22 protein-coding genes are annotated in these 21,645 nt (G+C 72.3%); 12 read left to right on the top strand and 10 right to left on the bottom strand.

Annotated elements, in window-relative coordinates; genetic code table 11:
* Both BMW85_RS02635 and BMW85_RS02630 read left to right on the top strand, forming a co-directional pair.
* Positions 1-1,413 (top strand): M48 family metallopeptidase, encoded by a 1,413-nt coding sequence (locus BMW85_RS02635; RefSeq protein WP_091076312.1) that lies wholly within the window; start codon positions 1-3, stop codon positions 1,411-1,413.
* The gene (locus BMW85_RS02630) at positions 1,380-2,522 is read left to right on the top strand and encodes a glycosyltransferase family 4 protein (protein ID WP_245774570.1); all 1,143 of its coding nucleotides are present in this window, start codon (positions 1,380-1,382) and stop codon (positions 2,520-2,522) included. Before BMW85_RS02635 ends, BMW85_RS02630 begins: the two co-directional genes overlap by 34 nt.
* 13 nt (positions 2,523-2,535) lie before the next feature.
* Here the strand turns inward: BMW85_RS02630 and BMW85_RS02625 are convergent, their stop codons facing one another.
* From BMW85_RS02625 to BMW85_RS02605, 5 genes are all read right to left on the bottom strand, one after another.
* Positions 2,536-3,420, bottom strand: a complete 885-nt coding sequence (locus BMW85_RS02625; RefSeq protein ID WP_091076307.1) for a carbohydrate ABC transporter permease — start codon at positions 3,418-3,420, stop codon at positions 2,536-2,538.
* Entirely contained in the window at positions 3,417-4,292 is an 876-nt protein-coding gene (locus BMW85_RS02620; protein ID WP_091076304.1) for a carbohydrate ABC transporter permease, read from the bottom strand. Before BMW85_RS02620 ends, BMW85_RS02625 begins: the two co-directional genes overlap by 4 nt.
* A complete protein-coding gene (locus tag BMW85_RS02615; protein WP_177240457.1) occupies positions 4,292-5,566 on the bottom strand; it encodes an ABC transporter substrate-binding protein in 1,275 nt (424 codons plus the stop codon). The genes BMW85_RS02620 and BMW85_RS02615 overlap by 1 nt, the downstream gene beginning before the upstream one ends.
* Positions 5,567-5,887: 321 nt before the next feature.
* Positions 5,888-6,187: a hypothetical protein gene (locus tag BMW85_RS02610; protein WP_091076302.1), complete on the bottom strand. Its 300-nt coding sequence runs from the start codon at positions 6,185-6,187 to the stop codon at positions 5,888-5,890.
* A gap of 178 nt (positions 6,188-6,365) precedes the next feature.
* Positions 6,366-8,117 carry an AMP-dependent synthetase/ligase gene (locus BMW85_RS02605; RefSeq protein ID WP_091076299.1) on the bottom strand — a complete coding sequence of 584 codons (1,752 nt, stop codon included), beginning with the start codon at positions 8,115-8,117 and terminating at the stop codon, positions 6,366-6,368.
* A gap of 138 nt (positions 8,118-8,255) precedes the next feature.
* Between BMW85_RS02605 and BMW85_RS02600 the strand changes: the two genes are divergently transcribed.
* The 7 genes from BMW85_RS02600 to BMW85_RS02570 all read left to right on the top strand — a co-directional run bounded on the left by BMW85_RS02600 (position 8,256) and on the right by BMW85_RS02570 (position 14,168).
* Positions 8,256-9,023, top strand: coding sequence for a metallophosphoesterase family protein (locus BMW85_RS02600; protein WP_091076297.1), 768 nt, complete (start codon positions 8,256-8,258; stop codon positions 9,021-9,023).
* 21 nt (positions 9,024-9,044) lie between these two features.
* Entirely contained in the window at positions 9,045-9,482 is a 438-nt protein-coding gene (locus BMW85_RS02595; RefSeq protein WP_091076294.1) for an SRPBCC family protein, read from the top strand.
* A gap of 1 nt (position 9,483) precedes the next feature.
* The gene (locus BMW85_RS02590) at positions 9,484-10,644 is read left to right on the top strand and encodes an ArsA family ATPase (protein WP_091076292.1); all 1,161 of its coding nucleotides are present in this window, start codon (positions 9,484-9,486) and stop codon (positions 10,642-10,644) included.
* 58 nt (positions 10,645-10,702) lie between these two features.
* On the top strand, positions 10,703-11,164 hold the full coding sequence (locus BMW85_RS02585) for a DUF5304 family protein (protein WP_091076290.1): 462 nt from the start codon (positions 10,703-10,705) through the stop codon (positions 11,162-11,164).
* A gap of 14 nt (positions 11,165-11,178) precedes the next feature.
* Positions 11,179-12,111, top strand: a complete 933-nt coding sequence (locus BMW85_RS02580; RefSeq protein ID WP_091076288.1) for an ROK family glucokinase — start codon at positions 11,179-11,181, stop codon at positions 12,109-12,111.
* Between the two features lie 11 nt (positions 12,112-12,122).
* Positions 12,123-12,890, top strand: coding sequence for an endonuclease/exonuclease/phosphatase family protein (locus BMW85_RS02575; RefSeq protein ID WP_091076286.1), 768 nt, complete (start codon positions 12,123-12,125; stop codon positions 12,888-12,890).
* A 150-nt stretch (positions 12,891-13,040) separates the two neighbouring features.
* The gene (locus BMW85_RS02570; RefSeq protein ID WP_245774569.1) at positions 13,041-14,168 is read left to right on the top strand and encodes a hypothetical protein; all 1,128 of its coding nucleotides are present in this window, start codon (positions 13,041-13,043) and stop codon (positions 14,166-14,168) included.
* A 51-nt stretch (positions 14,169-14,219) separates the two neighbouring features.
* On the opposite strand, the gene BMW85_RS02565 is transcribed toward BMW85_RS02570, so the two are convergent.
* Both BMW85_RS02565 and BMW85_RS02560 read right to left on the bottom strand, forming a co-directional pair.
* Complete coding sequence (locus tag BMW85_RS02565) at positions 14,220-14,684, bottom strand: hypothetical protein (RefSeq protein ID WP_091076282.1); 465 nt, start codon at positions 14,682-14,684, stop codon at positions 14,220-14,222.
* 46 nt (positions 14,685-14,730) lie between these two features.
* Positions 14,731-15,489 (bottom strand): alpha/beta hydrolase, encoded by a 759-nt coding sequence (locus tag BMW85_RS02560; RefSeq protein ID WP_091076279.1) that lies wholly within the window; start codon positions 15,487-15,489, stop codon positions 14,731-14,733.
* 160 nt (positions 15,490-15,649) lie between these two features.
* On the opposite strand from BMW85_RS02560, the gene BMW85_RS02555 reads away from it, so the two are divergent.
* Entirely contained in the window at positions 15,650-16,360 is a 711-nt protein-coding gene (locus BMW85_RS02555; RefSeq protein WP_091076276.1) for a lysophospholipid acyltransferase family protein, read from the top strand.
* A 61-nt stretch (positions 16,361-16,421) separates the two neighbouring features.
* Entirely contained in the window at positions 16,422-16,847 is a 426-nt protein-coding gene (locus BMW85_RS02550) for a DoxX family protein (RefSeq protein ID WP_091076274.1), read from the top strand.
* 54 nt (positions 16,848-16,901) lie between these two features.
* Here BMW85_RS02550 and mmuM read toward each other — a convergent pair whose 3' ends face one another.
* The 3 genes from mmuM to BMW85_RS02535 all read right to left on the bottom strand — a co-directional run bounded on the left by mmuM (position 16,902) and on the right by BMW85_RS02535 (position 20,971).
* Positions 16,902-17,816, bottom strand: a complete 915-nt coding sequence (mmuM, locus tag BMW85_RS02545; RefSeq protein WP_091076272.1) for a homocysteine S-methyltransferase — start codon at positions 17,814-17,816, stop codon at positions 16,902-16,904.
* Positions 17,817-17,879: 63 nt separating this feature from the next.
* On the bottom strand, positions 17,880-20,336 hold the full coding sequence (locus tag BMW85_RS02540; RefSeq protein ID WP_091076270.1) for a VIT domain-containing protein: 2,457 nt from the start codon (positions 20,334-20,336) through the stop codon (positions 17,880-17,882).
* The gene (locus tag BMW85_RS02535) at positions 20,333-20,971 is read right to left on the bottom strand and encodes a helix-turn-helix domain-containing protein (protein WP_091076267.1); all 639 of its coding nucleotides are present in this window, start codon (positions 20,969-20,971) and stop codon (positions 20,333-20,335) included. The genes BMW85_RS02540 and BMW85_RS02535 overlap by 4 nt, the downstream gene beginning before the upstream one ends.
* A 128-nt stretch (positions 20,972-21,099) precedes the next feature.
* On the opposite strand from BMW85_RS02535, the gene BMW85_RS02530 reads away from it, so the two are divergent.
* Complete coding sequence (locus tag BMW85_RS02530) at positions 21,100-21,567, top strand: Dps family protein (RefSeq protein ID WP_091076265.1); 468 nt, start codon at positions 21,100-21,102, stop codon at positions 21,565-21,567.
* Positions 21,568-21,645 lie beyond the last annotated feature (78 nt).

Genomic DNA, 21,645 nt, shown 5'->3' with positions numbered 1-21,645 from the left:
ATGAGCGAACGCCGGCAGACCGACGGCGCCACACCCGCGACGGACACGCCCGCGAACGGCCGTCGCGCCGCAGACGGCGGCCGGAGGGACGACGGCGGTGATCGGGCCGTGAGCGGCGGGCCCGCCTACGTCGGCAAGCCCGACTACGACCGCCCCGACCAAGACGACGAGGTCCGCCTGCGCCGCCAGGCCGCGCTCGCCCTCGCCGTCCTCGCCGCCCTCGTCCTGGCCGTGGCCGCCCTCGCCACCCCCTGGCAGACGCTGCTGACCGCCGGGGACCCGCCCGACCCGGCCCGCGACTTCACCGCCGCCCAGCTCGCCCGTTCCCAGGCGTTCGACGCCGCGACGAGCCTGCCGGGCTACCTCTCCCTGGCCCTGACCGTCCTCGTCGCGGGCCTCCTGGTCGCCACCCCGCTCGGCGCGCGGGCGACCCGCCGGCTGCGCGGCCCGTGGTGGCTGCGGACGATCCTGGCCGTGGTGGTGATCGCCGCGGCCACGCTGGCGCTCCGCTGGCCCCTCGGCATGTGGTTCGAGACCGTCCTGCGCGAGTACGGCCTGTCCACCCAGACCTGGCCGTCCTGGAGCGGCGACCGGCTGAAGAACGCGGCCGTGGAGACGTTCCTGCTCGCCCTGACCATAACGGTGCTGGTGGCGCTGGCGCGCCGGTTCCGTCGCTGGTGGATCCCGGCGGCCACGGGCGCGTTCGCCCTCACGGTGGCGGCCTCGTTCGTCTACCCCGTGGTGTTCGAGCCGATGTTCAACGACTTCACCCCCATGCGCGAGGGCCCGCTGCGCACGAGCCTGCTGGCGATGGCCGCGCGGGACGGCGTACCGGTGGAGGACGTGCTGGTCGCCGACGCCTCACGCCGTACGACGGCGCTCAACGCCTACGTCTCCGGCTTCGGCGCCACCCGCCGCGTCGTCGTCTACGACACGCTGCTGCGCGCCCCGGACGCGGAGGTGGAGCTGGTGGTCGCGCACGAGCTGGGCCACGCGAAGCACGACGACGTCCTGCACGGCACGCTGCTCGGCGGCCTGGGCGCGGCACTGGGCGCCGTCCTGCTGTTCCTGATCTTCGACCTGGTACGCCGCCGCGCCGCCGTCCCCTCGATCGCCGACCCGCGCGCGGCCGGGGCGCTGATGGGCCTGATGAGCCTCGGCACCCTCCTCCTCGGCCCGGCCCAGAACGTGGTCAGCCGGCACGTCGAGGCGCGGGCCGACCTGCACGCGCTGGAGCTGACGAGAGACCCGGCGACATTCGTGGCCATGCAGAAACGCCTCGCCATTTCCAACATTTCCGACTTGTCGCCTGATGCGGTGGAATATGTCCTCTATGCCTCCCATCCCTCCGGTCCCGAACGCATCGCCATGGCGCGCGCGTGGGCGAGACTGAACGGCGTCCCCACGCCGTGACCCACTCCGCCGCAGATCCGGACACCAGGGTGGTCGTCGTCACGAACGACTTCCCGCCGCGGCCGGGCGGGATCCAGTCGTTCGTGCACGGGCTCGCGCTCCGCACGCCGGGCGTCGCGGTGTACGCCCCCGCCTGGCCGGGCTGCGAGGAGTTCGACCGGCGTCAGCCGTACCCGGTCGTACGGCACCCGACGCGGCTCATGCTGCCGACCCCCGGCGTGGCGCGCCGGGCCGCCCGGCTGGTGGCCGAGCACGGCGCCGAGACCGTCGTCTTCGGCGCGGCGGCGCCCCTCGGCCTGCTCGCGCCGCACCTGCGCCGGGCCGGCGCGCGGCGCGTGGTGATGCTCACCCACGGCCACGAGGCGTCGTGGGCGAGCGCGCCCGGCTTCCGCGCCGTGCTGCGCAGGATCGGCGCGCACGCGGACGTGGTGACCTACCTCGGCGACTACACCCGCCGCCGGCTGGAGGCCGCGATCGCGCCGGGCAAGCTCGTCCGGCTGGCCCCCGGCGTGGACGTCGAGCAGTTCCGCCCCGGACTGCCGGGGGCCGCCGTGCCGGGGCTCGCGGGCCGTCCCGTGGTGGTCTGCGTGTCGCGGCTGGTGCCGCGCAAGGGCCAGGACCGGCTCATAGCGGCCTGGCCCCGGGTGCTGCGGGCGGTGCCGGACGCCGTCCTGCTGGTGGTGGGCGGCGGGCCGTACCGCGGGAGGCTGGAGCGGCTGGCCGGCGGGCACCCCTCGATCCGCTTCACCGGCACCGTCCCCGCCGCGGACCTGCCGGGCTACTACGCGGCGGCCGACGTGTTCGCGATGCCGTGCCGCACCCGCTGGAACGGCGTGGACGTGGAAGGGCTCGGCATCGTGTTCCTGGAGGCGTCCGCGACGGGGCTGCCCGTGGTGGCCGGGGCGTCGGGCGGCGCGCCGGACGCCGTACGCCCCGGCGAGACCGGCCTGGTCGTGGACGGCGAGAACCCCGCCGAGATCGCCCAAGCGGTCGTCGAACTGCTCACCGATCCCGACAAGGCACGCAAGATGGGCGTCAACGGCCGCGACTGGATCACGCGGGAGTGGACGTGGGAGCGGGTGGCGGCCCGCTTCCACACCCTCCTCTGAGGCCGGCCGGGGATCACCCCTTGGTCGAGCCCAGCGTCAGCCCGGCCACGAAGTGCTTGTGCAGGAGCTGGAAGACGATCAGCGTCGGCAGCGCCACCAGCACCGAGCCGGCGGCGAGCAGGTTGTAGTCGGTGAAGAACTGGCCGCGCAGGTTGTTCAGCGCCGAGGTGACGGGCAGCTTGTCGCCCGACGACATCAGCACCAGCGCCCACAGGAAGTCGTTGTACATCCAGGTGAACTGCAACGTGGCCAGCGCCGCCAGCACCGGCCGGCACAACGGCATGGTCAGCCGCCAGTACCGTTTCCACACGCTCGCCCCGTCCACCAGCGCCGCCTCGCTGATCTCCTCCGGGATCGTACGCATGAAGTTCGCCATGACGAACACGCAGAAGCCGAACTGGAACGCCACGTGGACGAGGATCAGCCCGAGGTAGGAGTCGTAGAGCGACTGCGAGTCCGACAGCCACGCAGGCAGCGGGACCATCGTGTAGAGCGTGTAGAGCGGCGTGATGAGCACCTGCGGCGGCAGCAGGTTGCCCGCCGTGAACACGATCAGCAGCGTCCGGCGCCCAGGGATGCGCAGCCGCGCGATCGCGAACGCCGTGAACGACGCCAGCAGCAGCGTGACCACCAGGGCCGGAATCACGATGATCAACGTGTTGAGGTAGTAGCGGGGCAACTCCGCCTGGCTCCACGCCTCACCGTAGTAGCCGAGCGTCAGCCGCTCCGGCAGCGAGAAGTAGCCCAGGCGGGCCGTCTCGTCGTACGGGCGAAGCGACGCGTACACCGCCAGCGCCAGCGGCAGCAGCCAGCCCAGCGCCACCAGCGCGAGGAAGACGTGCAGGAGGACGCGCAGCGGCCGCACCCGACCCCCGGGGGCGGGCGGCGCGGCCGTCATCGCTCCTCCCCCCGGAACAGCTGCGACAGGTACGTCACGATGAACCCCAGCGAGATGACCAGCAGGATCACCGCGATCGCCGAGCCGAACCCGATCCGGCTGGCCTCGCCCACGATGTTCTCGGTGACCAGCACCGACAGCAGCTCCAATCCGTTCCTGCCCTTGTTGATGGCGTAGACGATGTCGAAGGCCCGCAGCGCCTCGATCACCGTGATCACCAGCACGATCACGTTGACCGGCCGCAACGTCGGGAACACCACGCGGAAGAACGCCTGGCGCTCGTTCGCCCCGTCGATGGCCGCCGCCTCCTTCAGCGCCGGATCGACCGCCTTCAGCCCCGCCAGGTAGATGATCATGACGTAGCCGACGTGCCGCCAGCCCGCCGCGACCATGACGACCCAGATGTTGACCGCGCGGTCGCCGAGCCAGTCCACGTGCAGGCCGCTGACCGCGTTCAGCACGCCGTAGTCGGAGGAGAAGACGAGCTGGGCGATGAAGCCCACGACGGCCAGCGACAGCACGACCGGCATGTAGAGCGCGCTCTGGTAGACGCGCGACATCCGCAGCCGTCGGTCCAGCAGCACCGCGCAGAACAGCCCGAACGGGGTGGCGACCACCCCGAGGAAGGCCAGCCATAACACGTTGTTGCGGACGGCCGACCAGAACGGCGGGTACGTCCCGGCCAGATCCTCGTAGTTCCGGCCGCCGATCCACTCGATCGGGCCGATGCCGTTCCAGTCGGTGGCCGACAGGCCGACGCTGGCCAGCGTGGGCCCCCAGACGAGGCCCACGTTGACGACGATGGCCACCCCCAGCCCGGCGACCAGGACGGTCACGTCACGGGCGGAGTAGCGACGGGTCTTCGCGGTCATCAGCGGAAGATGGTGGCCTTCTGCTTCTCGATGCTCGCCAGCAGTGGATCGATCTCGTCCGGTTTTCCGACGAACGACTGCAGCGAGGGGATCATGACCGTGGAGGCGAAGTCGGGCCGCGTGTCGCGGTCGAGGAACTGGGCGATGTGCTTGGCCTGCGACACCAGCTCCGCGCCGCGCTTCTGCAGCGCGCTGTAGCCGGAGGTGTCGGCCTTGGAGTTGGAGGCGAGCGTGCCCGGGTCGAGGCCCGTGGCGATGTTCTGGGACGAGGCCTGGGCGAGCAGCTTGATCAGCGCCTTGGCGCCGTCCACGTTCTTGGCCTTGGCCGAGACCATGTAGCCGTCGATGGGCGCGTCGATGGAGTCGGTGCCGTAGGCCGGGTTGATCTCGGGGAAGGTGAAGAAGTCGAGGTCGTCGCGGTCGGCCTCGGGGAACTGCTGGGCGACGAACATCCCGAGCAGGTACATCCCGGTCTTCTTCTGCGCCAGCGACTGCGCGGCCTCCTGCCAGGTGCGGCCCAGCGCCGCCGGCTGGTGGTACTCCATCAGTCCCCGCCAGGTGTCGAACACCTGCCGGACCTTCGGGTCGGTCCACGACTGCTTGCCCTGCATGAGCTGGACGTGGAAGTCGTAGCCGTTCGTCCGCATGTTGAGGATGTCGAACGTGCCCATGGCCGGCCAGCCGTCCTTGTCGGCGAACGCGATCGGGATCAGCCCGTCGGCCTTCATCTTCTTCGCCAGCGCCGTGAGCTCGTCCAGCGTCTTGGGCGGCTGGTAGCCCTTCTCCTCCCAGACGCTCTTGCGGTAGAAGACGGCCCACGGGTAGTAGGTGGACGGCACGAAGTACTGCTTGCCGTCCACGCCGGTCGACTGGTCCTTGAACGCCTGCGAGAAGTCGCCGCCGATGTCGCGCCACACGTCGGAGATGTCGAGGGCGAGGCCCTGCTCGGCGAAGAACTGCATGCGGTAACCGGCGAACCAGGTGAACACGTCGTCCGGCGTGCCGCGCAGATAGCGGTTGATGTTCTCCTGGAACGTGTTGTGGTCGACGGTGTTGACCTTGACCGCGCCCTGCGTGAACGCCTTGATCTGGGCCTCCAGCGACTTCTTCGGCACCTCGTCGGAGGCGTTGGAGCCCAGGGTGACGGTGCCGAGGCCGCCGGAGGACGAGCCGCCGGGAGCGGTGGAGGGGGCGTCGGATCCGCATCCGGCGAGAATGGCCGGCACGCCGAACGCGGCGGCGCCGAGGAACAGGGATCGGCGGGACAGCGGCATCGAACCGCTGGAGGATGACGAAATCGACGACGGTATCGAGACATGGCGGGTCAACGGCGGCCGATGGTCCATGTGAGGTCCTCCTACCCGAACCTTCAGATTCCCCCGACTTCGCGCACTTTCATACACGAAAAGCCAACATTTCCCACTTGTCAAAGCACGGTTTCATGACAAAGCCCCCACATCGCAGCTCGGGACCCCCGCCCCGCCCCCGCCCACCTCTGTCGGAACCTGTTCGACCGCCCTCTCGCCGTCGTCCGGGCGTACACGGAAGGGCGAGCCCGCTCAACGCGGACCCGCCCTCCGAAGCGCCCTAGTGGCTCAGGCGGCTTCCAGCCTCCGCTGAATGCCGACCAACACGCCCAGCATCTGCTGCTGCGTCTCCTGCACCACCCCGAGCCTGCTCTCCACGATCTTGACGCGCGAGTCGAGGATCTGGAGCTGGGCGTCGACCGAGGAGAACCCGAGCTCGACCTTGGCGTCGAGGCTCTTGAGCCGCCTCCCGACGCCGTTGATGCGCTCGGTGAGGTCCTGTGCCAGCTCGCGCTGGTCCGCCCGAATCTGAATGAGCTCGTTCTCCAGAGCCGTGGTGAACGCGGGGCCCGCTTCCTTGATGTCCATGCTGTTCTCCCTTACCGTGAGGTAAGGGACCGGGGATGGTAGAGATTCCCGGTCCTGTTTTCTTTGCCGCAAGAATACCCTGGAAGTGACGGCGAGAAAGCTGGAATCGAAAGAAGATTCCCCTGGTCAGACGGCATATAGGCGATTAAATCGGAATTAATTCGCCCTTATTGAAAGGTCATTTCCCCGCGCTGTACAGCTCCTCGATCTGCCCGGCGAAATCGCGCAGCACGAGGTTGCGCTTGACCTTGAGCGTCGGCGTCAGGTGCCCGCTCTCCTCGGTGATGTCCTGCTCCAGGATCGCGAACTTCTTGATCTGCTCGGCCTTCGACACCGACTGGTTCGCCCGGTCCACCGCGGCCTGGACCTCGGCCAGCACCTCGGGGTCCGTACGCAGCTCGGCGACCGTCCGCCCGGCGGGGACCGCCTCCGGGTCCAGGGTCACGAGGGCGGCAACGAAGGGGCGGCCGTCGCCGACGACCATCGCCTGCGAGATCAGCGGGTGGGCCCGCAGCAGGTCCTCCAGCGGCCCCGGCGCGACGTTCTTGCCGGCGGCCGTCACCAGGATCTCCTTCTTGCGCCCGGTGATCCGCAGGTAGCCGTCGTCGTCCAGCTCGCCCACGTCGCCGGTGCGGTAGAAGCCGTCGGCGTCGATGGCGTCGGCGGTCGCCGCCTCGTTCTTCCAGTAGCCGGCGAAGACGTTGCGCCCCTTGGCCAGCACCTCGCCGTCGTCGCCGATGCGCAGCGTGACGCCGGGCAGCGGCTTGCCCACGGTGCCGATCTTGTTGGCGCCGGGGATGTTGACCGAGCACGGCGCGGAGGTCTCGGTGAGGCCGTAGCCCTCGAAGACCTCGATGCCGACGCCCTTGAAGAAGTGGCCGAGCCGCTCGCCCAGCGCCGACCCGCCCGACACGGCGGCGGTCAGCCGGCCGCCGGTCGCGGCGCGCAGCTTGGAGTAGACGAGCCGGTCGAAGACGGCCTTGCGCAGCCGCAGCCCGAGCGGCGCGCCCCCGGCGCTCTCGGCCCGGCTCCAGGCCACGGCCACCTCGACGGCGCTGGCGAAGATCTTGCCCTTGCCGCCCGCGATGGCCTTCTGCTCGGCGCCGTTGTAGACCTTCTCGAACACGCGCGGCACGCCCAGCAGGAACGTCGGCTGGAAGTCCTGCAGGTCGGGGGCGACGTTCTTCATGTTGGGGGTGTGCGCCATGATCGCGCCCGCCTCGACGAGCACGACCTGGATCATCCGCGCGAAGATGTGCGCCAGCGGCAGGAACAGCAGCGCGGCCGGCTCCTTGCGGGAGAACAGCGGCTCCAGCGGCCCGCGCAGCACGTTGAGCGCGGTGAACAGCAGGTTGTCGTGCGTGATCCGGCAGCCTTTGGGCCGGCCCGTGGTGCCGGAGGTGTAGACGATCGTGGCGAGGTCGGCGGCGCAGACCCGGCCGCGCCGCTCGTCCACCTCGGCGGCGGGCACCTCGTCGCCGAGCGGCGGCGCGTCGACGCGCCAGACGGCCTTCAGCTCGGGCGCGGCCTCGCGCACCGTCTCCTCGTGCGCGTCCAGCTCCACGAACGCGGCCTTGGCCTCGCTGTCGGAGAGGATCCAGCGCACCTGGTCGGCCGAGGAGGTCTCGTAGATCGGCACGGTGACCGCGCCGATCGACCAGATCGCGTAGTCGACGAGCGTCCACTCGTAGCGGGTGCGGGACATCAGCGCCACCCGGTCGCCGTGCTCCACGCCGGCCGCGATCAGCCCGCGGGCCACCGCCACGACCTGGTCGCGGAACTCCGACGCGGTGACCGCCGGCCACCCCGCGTCGGTCTTGCGGCGCATGACGACGACGCCGGGGTCCTGTTCGGCCCGCCGGAAGACCGTGTCGGCCAGGCCGGCCGAGGAAGGCACGTCGACCAGGATCGGGACGCTGTACTCGCGCACGGATCAACTCCTCTTCGAAGGACGCCTGGACGTTATCGCGTTAAGTTACGCGCCGGTAGCCTCGCAGGTCACGTCGTCATTGAGGCGTTATGAAGGGCGTTCATCACGCTAGCAGCCACCGCTCGTAAGATTTGCCCCATGCGGGTCCATGTGGTGAGCGACGTCCACGGCAGGGCCGATGCCCTCGCCGCCGCCGGGCAGGGCGCCGACGCGCTGATCTGTCTCGGCGACCTGATCCTGTTCATCGACTACGACGACCACGCGCAGGGCATCTTCGCCGACCTGTTCGGCCGTGAGAAGGCCGCCGAGTTCATCGGGCTGCGCACCGCCAAGCGGTTCGACGAGGCGAGGGCCATGTCGGCGGCCCTGTGGGCGACGCTCGACGGCGACCCGCGCGAGCACATCGAGCGCAACGTCCGCGCCCAGTACGCGAGCCTGTTCGCCGCCATGCCCACCCCCGCCTACCTCACCTACGGCAACGTGGACCTGCCCCGCCTGTGGTCCGACTACCTGCGCCCCGGCCACCAGGTGCTCGACGGCCAGAGCGTGGAGATCGGCGGGCTGCGCTTCGGGTTCGTGGGCGGCGGGCTGAAGACGCCCTACCGCACCCCCAACGAGATCAGCGACGAGGAGTACGCCGCCAAGGTCGAGGCGGTCGGCGAGGTTGACGTGCTGTGCTGCCACATCCCGCCCGCCCTGCCCGAGCTGCTCTACGACGTCGTGGCCCGGCGCTTCGAGCGCGGCAGCGAGGCCACGCTGGAGGCCATCAGGCGCACCCAGCCCCGCTACGCGCTCTTCGGCCACGTCCACAACCCGCTGCACGCCCGCGCCCGGGTGGGCCGCACCGAATGCGTCAACGTGGGCCATTTCCGCGGGAAGGGCGTTCCCTTCATCCTCGAATGGTGACCCGACCGGTACGGTGTCCTCATGGCTGATCGCACCACTTCGAGCATCACCATCGACGCCGCTCCCGCCGACGTCATGGCGGTCATCGCCGACTTCCCCAGCTACCCGGAGTGGGCCGGGTCGATCAAGAGCGCCGAGGTCCTCGGCGAGGGTGACGACGGCCGGGCGAGCAAGGTCCGCTTCGTCCTGGACGCCGGCATGATCAGCGACACCTACGCCCTCGGCTACACCTTCGACGGCGACGAGGGCGTCGCCTGGGAGGTCGTCGAGCCCGGCAGGATGGTCTCGCAGCTGCGCGGAAGTTACCGCCTCGCCGCCTCGGGCAGTGGCACCGCCGTGACGTACGAGCTGGCCGTCGATCTCAGCGTGCCGATGATCGGCATGATCAAGCGCAAGGCGGAGAAGGTGATCGTGGACACCGCGCTCAAGGGCCTCAAGAAGCGCGTCGAAGGCCGCTGAGGTGGATCCCCGGGTCCTGCTGTTCACGGGCAAGGGCGGCGTGGGCAAGACCACCGCCGCCGCGGCCACCGCGACCCTCGCCGCGAGCAAGGGCATGAAGACGCTCGTCGTCTCCACCGACACCGCACACTCGCTGGCCGACGCGCTCGCCGTCGAGCCCGGCGAGGTCGCGCCCGGCCTGCACCTGCACCAGGTCGACACGCAGCGGACGCTGGAGCGGCACTGGGGCGAGCTGCAGGACTACGCGCGGGGCGTGCTGTCGGAGCTGGGCCTGGACGAGGTCACCTCCGAGGAGATCACGGTGCTGCCCGGCGCCGAGGAGATCATCGCCCTGCTGGAGCTGCGCGAGCACGCCCGCTCAGGACGCTGGGACGTCATCGTCGTCGACTGCGCGCCCACCGCCGAGACGCTGCGCCTGCTCGCCCTGCCCGAGGCGCTCGACTGGCATGTCAACCGGCTCCTGCCGGTCGGCCGCCGGCTGGTGCGGCTGGTCGCGCCGTTCGTCCGGGGCGTGGCCCGGGTCAGCGCGCCCGGCGAGGAGGTCATGAGCGCCGGCGAACGTTTCCACCGCGGCCTCATGGAGGTGCGCGAGCTGCTCACCGGAGATCAGGCTTCCGTCCGGCTCGTGCTCACCCCCGAGTCGGTGGTGCTGGCCGAGGCCCGGCGCACCCTCACCTCGCTCAACCTGTACGGCTACCGCGTCGACGGCGTGATCGCCAACCGCGTCTTCCCGCCGGGCGGCGCCGACGAGTGGCGCGCCCAGTGGGTGGCGGCGCAGACGCGGCTGCTGGCCGAGGCGGAGCAGTCGTTCGCGCCGCTGCCCGTCCACGTCGTCCCCTACCTGCCGGCCGAGCCTGTCGGCACGCAGGCGCTGACCGAGGTCGGTGAGCGGCTCTACGGCGAGAGCGACCCGTTCGCGCCGCCCGCCAGCCCTCCGCCGCTGCGCATGAGCGCCGACGAGCTGGCACTCGACCTGCCCGGCGCCGACCGCGCCGAGGTCGACCTGGCCCGCAAGGGCGACGAGCTCATCGTCACGGCGGGCCCCTACCGCAGGATCCTCGCCCTGCCCGTCGCGCTGGCCCGCAGGAAGATCAGCGGGGCGGTGCTCCGCGACGGTGTGCTGCGGGTAGCGTTCAGCCCGGGGAGCGAATCCGGCTCCTGAGGAGTTGAGGAGGATGAGCGACCCCGCAGGCAGGGCCGCCGGTTCAGGGAGGGGCCAGATGACCGAGAGCAACGACAGGGATCCGATCGGCACCGTCGCCGACGAGGCGCGCAAGCTGTTCGACTCGATCCAGGGACGCGCCACGCGCCAGGTCGGCAAGCAGGTGTTCAACTCGTTCACCGGCGGCGGCGGCCGGAAGGAGCGCGACGTGTGGGAGGAGGCCGTGTCCGACCCCCACGACGAGTACGTCTGCCGCGCCTGCCCGATCTGCCGGGCGATCGCCGACCAGCGCGAGTCCGGCTCCGCCGCCTCCGCCGCCGACGTGACCGGTCACCTGATGGCCGCGGGCGGTGAGCTGTTCGCCGCCGTCCGGGGCGCGTTCGACGCGCTGAGCCGCCCGGCCCCCCGCGACGACACCCGGACGGACCCCCGCACAGACCCCCGTACCGACCCCCCGGCGGAGCCGCGACGGGACGACCGGGGCGGCCGCGACGACGTGGAACACATAGATCTGGGATAGGGAGAACGACGGGCATGCTCACGATCGGTGTCGACATCGGCGGGACCAAGGTGGCCGCGGGTGTGGTCGACGACCAAGGGAAGATCGTCGAACACACGCTGCGGCCCACCGCCGCCGACCGCCCCGACCTGGTGGCCGAGACGGTGGCCGACGTCGTTCGCGAGCTGTCCGCGGGCCGGCCCGTCGAGGCGGTGGGGGTGGGCGCGGCCGGTTTCGTGGACGAGACCCGCTCGGTCGTGCGCTTCGCCCCCAACCTCGCCTGGCGCGAGGAGCCGCTGCAGAAGAAGATCAGCGACCTGGTCGGGCTGCCCGTCGTGATCGAGAACGACGCCAACGCCATGGCCTGGGGCGAGACCAGGTTCGGCGCCGGGCGCGGCCAGTCCCACGTGGTCTGCGTGACGCTCGGCACCGGCATCGGCGGCGGCCTGGTGTTCGACGGCGCGCTCTACCGCGGCCGGTGGGGCATGGGCGCCGAGCTGGGCCACATGCAGGTCCAGCCGGGCGGCCGGCCGTGCGGCTGCGGCAACATCGGCTGCTGGGAGCAGTACGCCAGCGGCCAGGCCCTGGTCAAGGAGGCCAGAGAGCTGGCCGAGGCCGCGCCTGAGCGGGCCGGCATCCTGCTCGGGCTGGCCGGCGGCAAGATCGAGGGCGAGGAGATCACCGAGGCCGCCCGCCGGGGCGACGAGGTCGCGCTGCAGGCGTTCGCGTCCTTCGCCGACTGGCTCGGCCAGGGCATGGCCGACCTCGCCGCGGTGCTCGACCCCGGCTGCTTCATCGTCGGCGGCGGCGTGTCCAGGGCCGCCGACCTGTTCATCGACCGGGCCCGCGAGTCCTTCGCCGAACGGCTCACCGGGCGCGGCCACCGGCCGCTCGCCGACATCCGGCTGGCCGAGCTGGGCGCCGCGGCCGGCGTCGTCGGCGCCGCCGACCTGGCCAGGCAGCGCTAGCGGCCCCGGGCGTGACGGTCCGGGTCGGCACGTACAACCTGCACGGGCTGCGCGACAGCCTGCCAGCGCTCACCCGCGTGATCGCCGGCCTGCGGGCCGACGTGCTGTGCGTGCAGGAGGCGCCCAGGTTCGGCCGGTGGCGGGCCAGGCGGCGGGCGCTCGCCGCCGCGGCGGGCATGCGCCTGGCCACCCCGGGCAGGCTCGGCGGCGTCGCCGTGCTGACCGGGCCACGGGTACGGGTGCTGGAGGCGCGCAGCCACGCGCTGCGCGTCTTTCTCGGGCTGGAGCTGCGCGGGCTCGCGATCGCCGTGGTGGAGGCGGGCGGGGCGCGGCTCGCGGTCGGCTCGCTCCACCTCGACCTGCACGACCCGGCGCGGGTGCACCACGCGGCCGAGGCGGTGGCGCTGATGGAGCGGGCGGCGGCGCCGTACGGGGCGGCGATCGTGCTCGGCGGCGACGTCAACGAACGGCCGCACCAGCCGGCCTGGCGTTACCTGGCGGGACGGCTGTCCGACTGTCATGAGGAGGCGGCGTCCCGGCTCGCGTACGAGGAACTGCCCGGGGGGCGGCCCGAGGTACGGCCCGTGGAGCGGCCCGTGGGGCGGGCAGGGGGGCTGACGTTCCCGGCCGCGCGGCCCTCGGCGCGCATCGACGGGGTGTTCGCCGCACCCGAGGCGCGGGTCGTGTCCTGCGGGGGAGCGGACGCCGCCGCGGCCGACCTCGCGGCCGCCAGCGATCACCTGCCGGTGGTGGCGGAACTGCGCCTCCCCGTCGGCTGAGGACTCTGCCGCAACGGAGGACGCCGGGGGACGCTTACGGGAGACGCCGGGGGGACGGTCCGGGGCATACCGGGACATTTGGGGGCATCCGCCCGCCCGAGTCGGGCACCGGGCGGGCGGGGAGCGGTGGCCAGCCCGTAGCATTTGTTCATGACCCGTCGCTCTCGGCGGCGTGCGCTCTTTCTGATCTTGGCGACGTCCGTGGCCTTGCCGCAGGTCACGCCCGCCGCGCATGCCGATCCCCGCAGCCCCGCCGCGATCGAGGCGTGGCAGCAGTCGACCAGCGTGCGCCTGCAGGCCGACGGCTCGCTGTCCGACGTGCTGGCCGTCGCGTCCGGCGACGTGTGGGCGGTCGGCCAGCAGGAGATCTGGGACGTGTGGAAGAACCGCGGCACCATCCGCCACTGGGACGGCTCCCGGTGGAGCGAGGTGGCCATCCGCGACGCCACGGCGGCCGGCAACCTGCGCAGCCTCGCCGCGGCCGGCCCGTCCGACGTGTGGGCGGTGGGCGACAGCCACGACGGGCTGCCCTACCTGGCGCACGGCGACGTGACCGGTTTCGACCGGATCCGCCCGCAGGGCCTGCGCTCGGGCGACTGGCTCGGCGGCGTGGACGCCAAGGGCACCAAGGTCGTGGCGGTCGGCAGCCGGGAGAAGCGCGGCCTCGTACTCACCGGCCAGAGCGGCGCCTGGACGGTGCAGCAGCTCAAGGACAAGGGCGCGCTCTACGCGGTGGCGGGCGGCTTCGCCGTCGGCGACACCGGCACGGAGCCGCTCATCGCGCACAACTCGGGCGGCACGTGGAAGGCAATGCCGCTGCCCTCGATCCCCGGCGGCTACCTCCGCGACATCCAGACCGACAACGCCAAGCGGGCGGTCGCGGTCGGCGGCGTCTACCGCGGCCCCGGCGACATCTCGCCGCTCGTGCTCGTCTGGAACGGCAAGCGCTGGAAGCGGCAGACCCTGCCCGTCACCGGAGCCCGGCTCTACGGCGTGACCGGCGACGGCAAGGGCCGCTACTGGATGACCGGCTACGACCCCGACCGGGCGGCCGAGCCGTTCGTGGCGCGCTGCGAGAAGGGCACGTGCTCGATCATCCGGGGCGGCGCCGACAAGGGCCGCAGCATGGTGCGCCTCCAGGCCGTCACCTATCTCGCGGGCAAGGGCGCGGTGTGGGCGGTCGGGCACGCGGTCGACACCTCCGACCGCTACACCGACGTCGTGGAGTCGTTCGCGCCCAAGACCACCGCCGCCTCCACCGCCCGGACGAGTTCCTGAGCCGGCGGCCCTGAGTCGAAGCGGTCGGGGCGGTCGGGGCGGTCGGGGCGGTCAGAGCACCGCGCCGTCGTCCCAGCCGGAGTCGTTGGACGGCGGGCCGTCACCCATGCGCACCACCAGCGCCACGAACCCGCCGATGAACGCCGCCACCGCCGTGAACAGCGCCCACCCCTCCATGTGCCAGTTGGCCATGGCGGCGATCAGGAGGTAGGCGGGGCCGCCGAACAGCGCCACCCACGCCAGCTTCGTCGCCAGGTCGAGCTTGGGCAGCGGCGGGGGCGGCGGCGGCACGTAGTGCCCCTCCTCCTCGCCGTCCTCGCCCTCGTCGTTCTTGTCCTCGGGCTCGTCGAGGTCCTCTTCGAGCTCCTCCGAGGGTTTCACCACCCGCCGGGTGGGCTCCGCTGGGACGTTCTCGCTGTCCGGCCATGGCTGGTCGGCCGAGTCGCGCTCGGCGGTGTCGTTGAAGGACGCGACGATCTGCCGCCAGACCTCGTCCTCGTCACTCTGGGGCGTCACCTAGATGGGCCTCTCCACAGTGATCGCGACTTCCCCCTGGGTGCGATCAGTCCCTCTGCAAGGGTACCGAGGCATGTGTCCGGATGAAGTCGAGGCTGCCGGCAAAGATCGTGTCGGCGTCGTTGTCGAGCGTCGCAACATGATAGCTATCGGTAAGCTCCTCGATCGTGGCGTGCGGGACCCTCCGGCGGATGATCGCCACACTCGTCGGCTTCACCACGTGGTCGTCCACGCTGCGGTAGACCAGCAGCGGCTGCGTCACCTTCGCCAGGTCGGCCTGCACCAGAGCCCACAGGCCGGGCAGCGAGGCCGCCGCCTTGACCGGGGTGCGGGCGTAGCCCAGCTCGCGCGCGCCGGCCTTCTTGACGTCGTTCGCGACGCCGGGCACCGACGGCACGAACCACTTCAGCAGCGGCGCCAGCCGCAGCAGCGGGACGTCGTTGGCGATGGACGGATTGACCACGACCACACCCTTGACGGCCGGGCCGTGCACCTCGGCGAGCCGCAGCGCCAGGCAGCCGCCGAGCGACAGCCCCGCCACGAACACCTCGGCGCAGCGCCCCTGGAGGTCCTCGAACGCCTTCTCCACCTCGGCGTACCAGTCTTCCCAATGGGTGCGGTTCATCTCCTGCCAGCGCGTGCCGTGGCCGGGCAGGCGGGGCAGCGAGACGCTGAGCCCGTGCGCCGTGAGGAACTCCGCCCACGGCCGCAGCGACTGCGGCGTGCCGGTGAACCCGTGACAGAGCAGCACGCCGATCTGGCCTCCGTCGTGGTGGTAGGGCTCCGCGCCTGGCATGAGCGGCATAACAGCTCCTCCATGCAGTTTCATTCCAGCTGTTCATCCTGGAACGGCCCGATCGTCGCACGTTCAAGGGTGTTTGTGCGAGAGCTGGTGTAGTTGCAGGGCGCTTGGGATGGGAAGATGACTCTGCCCGTGGACAAACTTGCTGGAAAGAGGTGCCGGAGTGTTCTACTGGGTGGTCAAGGCCATCTTGGGGCCGTTCCTCCGCCTCGTGTTCAGGCCGTGGGCCGAGGGGGTCGAGCACGTCCCCAGGGAGGGCGGGGTGATCCTGGCCGGCAACCACCTGTCGTTCGCCGACCACTTCTTCGGACCGCTCCAGCTCAAGCGCAAGGTCATCTCGCTCGGCAAGTCCGACTACTTCACCGGGCGCGGCATCAAGGGCTTCTTCACCCGGCTGTTCTTCAGCGGCGTCGGCACCGTGCCCATCGACCGCTCGGGCGGCAAGGCCAGCGAGGCGGCGCTCCGCACCGGCCTGCGCATCCTGCGCGAGGGGCACATCCTCGGCATCTATCCCGAGGGCACCCGTTCGCCCGACGGCCGGCTCTACAAGGGCAAGACCGGCGTCGCCCGGCTGGCGCTGGAGTCGCGGGCCCCCGTCATCCCCTGGGCCATGGTCAACACCTACGAGATGATGCCGCCGGGACGGCCGCTGCCCAAGCTCGGCATCCGGCCCGGCGTCAGGTTCGGCAAGCCGCTCGACTTCTCCCGCTACTACGGCATGGAGGACGACCGGCTCGTGCTGCGCGCGGTCACCGACGAGATCATGTACGCCCTGATGGAGCTGTCCGGCCAGGAATACGTCGACAAGTACGCCGTCAGCGCCCGCATCGAGATGGAGCGGGCCGCCCGCGCGACCGGCGCGGCGAAGCAGTGAACTGACGGTAGCGGTCCGGTGGCGTAGAGTGATGAGCGCTGTCCGGAGCCGAGGAGACCGCATGCTCGACCAAGCCCGTCCCGTCGTCCTGCTGCTGGCCAGGATCGCCCTCGGGGTGATCTTCCTGGTGCACGGCTACCAGAAGTTCGCGACCATGGGGATCGCGGGCACGGCCGAGTTCTTCGCCGCCGCCGGCATCCCGCTGCCCGGGCTGGCCGCGCCCGCCGTGGCCGGGCTGGAGGTGGCGGGCGGCCTCGCGCTCATGATCGGCGCGGCGCTGCCGTTCGCGGGCACGCTGCTCGCCCTCGACATGATCGGCGCGATCGTCTTCGTCCACGGCCCGCACGGGCTGACCGGCGACGGCGGCTACGAGTTCGTGCTGGCGCTGGCCGCCGCGAGCCTGGCGGTCGGCTTCACCGGGGGCGGCGCCTTCGCCCTCGACAGCGCCCTGACCCGCCGCCGCCCCGCCCAGCCCGCCATCAGCTGAGCCCTGCCCCGGCCCGCCCGCCCACGCGTCCTGCGGCGGGCGGGCGTTCGGCGTTCAGGTGAGGTGGGCGCGGATCTGCTCGATGTGCTGCGGCGTCGTACGGCAGCAGCCGCCGATGAGCGACGCGCCCGCCCGCTGCCACTCGGCGGCCGCCTGCCCGAACTCCACCGGGTCGGCGAGCCCCAGCCAGCGCCGGTGGCCGGCGTCCCAGCTCTCGCCCGAGTTGGGATAGACCACGACCGGCAGCCCGCCCTGCAGGGCCCCGATCAGCGCGGGCATGTGGCGGGGCGCGGTGCAGTTGACGCCGACGGCCACCACCCGCGCGTTGCCCGCGAACAGGGCCGCGGCCTCACGGATCGGGGTGCCGTCGTTGAGCCGCTCGCCGTCCCGGCAGGAGAAGCTGACCCACGCCCTGACGCCGGGCGTGCCCTCCAGCAGCCGGGCCAGGGCGCGCGCCTCCGGATAGGAGGGGATGGTCTCGCAGGCCAGCAGGTCGGCGCCGGAGGAGGCGAGGACGTCCCACCGGCGGCGGTGCCAGGTGTACAGGTCGTCCTCGTCGAGGTCGTAGTCGCCGGTGTACTCGGCGCCGTTGGCCAAGTAGGCGCCGTACGGGCCGACGGACGCCGCCACCAGGCCCTGCCCGGCCGCGTCGCGGGCCTGCCTGGCCAGCTCCACCGACAGCCTGATCAGCTCCTCCGCGCGGGAGGCGCCGAGGCCGTGGCGCGCGAAGCCCTCGAAGGTCGCCTGATAGCTGGCCGTCGTGGCCACGTCGGCGCCCGCCGCGAAGTAGTCGGCGTGCGCCTGGCGGATCAGCTCGGGGCGTTCGATCAGCAGGCGGGCCGACCAGAGCTCGTCGCTGAGGTCGGCGCCGAGGCGTTCGAGGTGGGTGGACAGGCCGCCGTCCAGGACAAGTGTGGTCACCCGTACAGGGTATTTGCGCCGCGGGCACCTCCGGCGCAAACCCAGCATCGCCTGCTCCGGCTGCCCGGCTGCCCGGGAGCCTGGCGGGCTCCCGGGCGGGAGGCGTTCCGGTCAGGAGCGCTTCCAGAAGGGGCCGCGGCGCGGGCGGTCCGGTGCGTCCGGAGGGGTGGGCGGAGAGCCCAGCAGGGCGGTCAGGGACGCGACGGCGTGGTCGTGGAGCGCGCGGGCGTCGGCGCCCGGCCGCTCGGCCGCCTCCAGGTCGCGGGCCAGCGCCTCCAGCCGCTCCTCGCCGCCCAGGTAAGCCGCCAGCGCCGCCAGCCGGGTGCCGAGGTCGGCCAGATACGTCAGGTCGGGCGCCGGCAGGGCCCTGAGCCGGTCCAGCTCGGCGGCGAGCTGCGGACGTACCGCCTCCAGCCCCTGCGTACGGCGCGGTGCGGGCCGCGACTTGCCCCGCCCGCGCAGGCCGCCCGAGGGCGGACCGGCGGGGAAGGGGGACCTCGGCGGCGGCATCGCGGGCTGCCCGGGGAAGCCGGACCCGCCACCACCAGGAGGACCACCCGCAGGACCACCCGGCAGGCCGCCCGGCCGGCCGCTCTCCGGAGCGCCGGGGCCGGAGGTGAGGAAGTCGGGGACGTCCATGTCGTCGAAGCCCCCGGCCGCATCCAGCCTCGGCTCCGGGGCCCGCATCCGGGGAGCGGCGGGCGGCATGGCCATCAGGGCCGCCGCCGCGAAGGTGCCGCCCGCCGGCGGCACCGGCGACTCCCACCCGCTCGGCGGCTCGACCGGCTGGATGACGTGGTGCTCGGGCTCGCCGCCGGCGACCTGGCGGGTGTCCACGGCCACGTACGCCGTGAAGCGGCACAACACGCCGTTGTCCAGCGAGACGCGCACGATGCGGGACTCGAGGTCGTGCTCGCCCATGGCGTACCGGTCCTCAAGCTCGCGCAGGTGCGCGCGGGCCCAGACGGCGCGCAGGGCCGGGGAGTCGACCGGCACGCCCTCGACCCGCTCCTCCCACGGCCCGCCCGCGGCCACGCCGCGCACGGTCACCGCCGAGCCCTCGCGGCACCGCCCGTACACGCGCAGCGGCACGCCAGGGAAGATCGAGCCGAGGTGAGTGACGGCGTCGGGCACGACGTCCAGGCCGTCGAGCGTGAGGTCCGTGACCAGGGGGGCGCCGATGCGGCGGTGGATGTGCTCCATGGCGGCGTCGAGGCGGTCCTCCGACTCGACCAGCTCGCACCGGCCGGCGCCGAGCCCGGCCAGGCGGCCGAGGAAGCCGGCGTTCACGGCCCGGTCGATGCCGACCGCGTGCACCCGCATGGCCGAGAGCGCGCCGCCCGCCTGCTCCAGGATCTGGTCCTCGTTGCCCACCTGGCCGTCGGTGACCAGCACCACGACCCGCTCGCGCCCGGCCGCGCCGCCGCCCAGCAGCGCGACGGCCTGGCGCAGCGGCTCCAGCAGCTCGGTGCCGCCGCGGGCGTCCACGCGGGCCAGGTGCTCGACGGCGCGGTAGCGGTTGCGGTCGGACGCCTCCACCAGCCCCTCGAAGGCCCGCTCCACCACCGAGTCGAACGTCAGCACCGCGAAGCGGTCCTGCGGCGTCAGCGTGTCCACGATGCGGGCGGCGGCCCGGCGCGCGGCCACCATCTTCCAGCCGCCCATGCTGCCCGACCGGTCGAGCAGCAGCACCAGGTCGCGCGGCGTGCGGGTGGCCTGCAGCGGCGGCGGCACGACGGTGAGCGCGAACGTCCGCGCCTCCCCGCCGTCGCCCCCGTCGAGCTGGAGCGACGTGGACGCCTCGAACGACAGGCGCAGCACGAAGTCGCGGTCGAGCCGCTCGCCGGGCTTGAGTCGTACGGTGTTGCCCTCCTCCTCCACGACGTGGAGGCTGGAGGCCAGCTCGCGCAGCTCCAGCCCGGCGGCGTCCACGGTCGCGGCGAGCGACAGGCGCACCGGGTGGGGGAAGCCGGGCAGCAGCACCGGCGGCGTGATCCGGGAGGCGTCCGGCACGGCGCCGGTGTCGGGCGCGACGCCGCCGCCCGCGGGCGGGCCGTCGATCGGGTCGCCAGGGATGTAGCGCGGCGCGACGACGAGCGGGAAGCGGAAGGTGGCCGCGCCGTCCTCGTACGGCAGCGGCTGGCTCATCGTCAGCCGTACCGAGACGCGCTCGCCCGGCAGGATGTTGCCCACGCGGATGGTGAAGACGTCGGGACGGTCCTCCTCGGCGATCGCCGCCCGCCTGCCCTCGCGCAGTGCCCGGTCGTAGTCGGCCCTGGCCTGGGCCCGTTCCTTGAGCACGCCCTCGATGACGTGGTCGTCGGCCTCCATGCGGAAGCCGGTCACGGCGGCCCGGTCGGGCAGCGGGAAGACGTAGGTGGCCTCCAGCGTGACGTCGTACGGGTTGCGGAAGCCCTGCGTGACCTCGACCCCGGCGATCAGGCCCGAGATGTCCGCCGCGACGTCCACGCTCTCCAGCGGCAGGTTGCCGCGCTCGGTCAGCAGGGCGCCGAACCCGGCCTCCGGCACCGGCAGGCACCGGGCGGGCTCCAGCGAAGTGATCTTCATGTCAGCTCCCTCTCCGTAAGCACCGCGAGCAGCGGGCCCGCCGCCGCCAGCACCGCCTGGACGTCCTCTTCCGACGGGACCCGGCCGCCGTCCCATACGAGCCGGACCCCGCCCCCCAAGCTGATCCCCATCACGATCACCGGATCCCCGGCCGTCGCGGGGCCGTTCCCGGAGCCGGCCGCGTCCCCCGAGTCGGCCGCCGGCCGTTCCGCCCAGAACCGCCCGCGCCCGCCCGTCGCCCCGTTGCCGGACGCGGGCCGCTCGGCGGCGGTCGCGACCGGGGGAGGGACCGGGGCAGGAACCACGGGCGCGGCCGGGGGAGGGGCGGGGAGGGACGCCGTCTCCTCCAGGGTGCGGTCCGTCGCCCCCGCGAGCGCCGCCTGGATGTCGGCGATCGACCGCCCCGCCGCCTGCAGGCGCTTGACGGCGACGAGCTGCAGCAGGTGCCGCCGCCCGTAACGGGCGACGCGGCCACGCCGGGTGAGCGGCGGGTCGAGCAGCCCGATGGTGGTGTACCACCGGATCAGCCGTTCCCCGGGCACGTCGCGGACCCGCCCGCTGAGCGGCGCGGCGCCGTCGCGCAGTGCGCGCGCCGCGTGCTCGGCCAGCTCGCCGATGGTCCAGGTCTCGCTCATACCTCCACAGTGACACTGTCACTATTGCAGTGTCAATGTTAGGGCGCCGCCGAGCTGGGCAGGGGGACAGACGTTGCCGATTGATGGCAAGTAGCAACAAAACCGACGGACGGGGAGGAATCTCGATAATGGCCACGATCAAAGGTCCGCTCTCGGACGACGCCAGGAACACCGTCGCCGAGTGCCTGCAAGGCGCCCTGGTCGACCTGATCGACCTGTCACTGGTCGGCAAGCAGGCGCACTGGAACCTCGTGGGCAGCCACTTCCGCTCGGTCCACCTCCAGCTCGACCAGGTCGTCGCGCTCGCCAGGACGCACATGGACACCCTCGCCGAGCGCGCCGTCGCCCTCGGGATCAACCCCGACGGCCGGGCCGCCACCGTCGCGAAGGCGACCAAGCTGGCCCAGCTGGAGAGCGGCTGGCTGGAGGACGGCAAGGTCGTCGCGACCATCACGGACTGCCTGGGCGGGATCAGCAAGCGCATGTACGAGCGCATCCGGCAGACCGAAGAGGCCGACCCGGCGACCCAGGACCTGCTCATCGCCGCGGTCCAGGAGATCGACAAGCAGCACTGGATGTTCCAGGCCATGACCTGAGCGGACGGAGCCCGACACGCCCGGAGCCCGGGGACCGAGGAAGCGGCCCCGGGCTCCCCCGCGTGCCCGCGCCCCCGG

Source organism: Nonomuraea wenchangensis (genome assembly GCF_900111685.1).
Taxonomy (GTDB): domain Bacteria; phylum Actinomycetota; class Actinomycetes; order Streptosporangiales; family Streptosporangiaceae; genus Nonomuraea; species Nonomuraea wenchangensis.
Note: the sequence above shows the minus strand (reverse complement) of the source record. Positions and strands in the feature narration are given on the sequence as shown.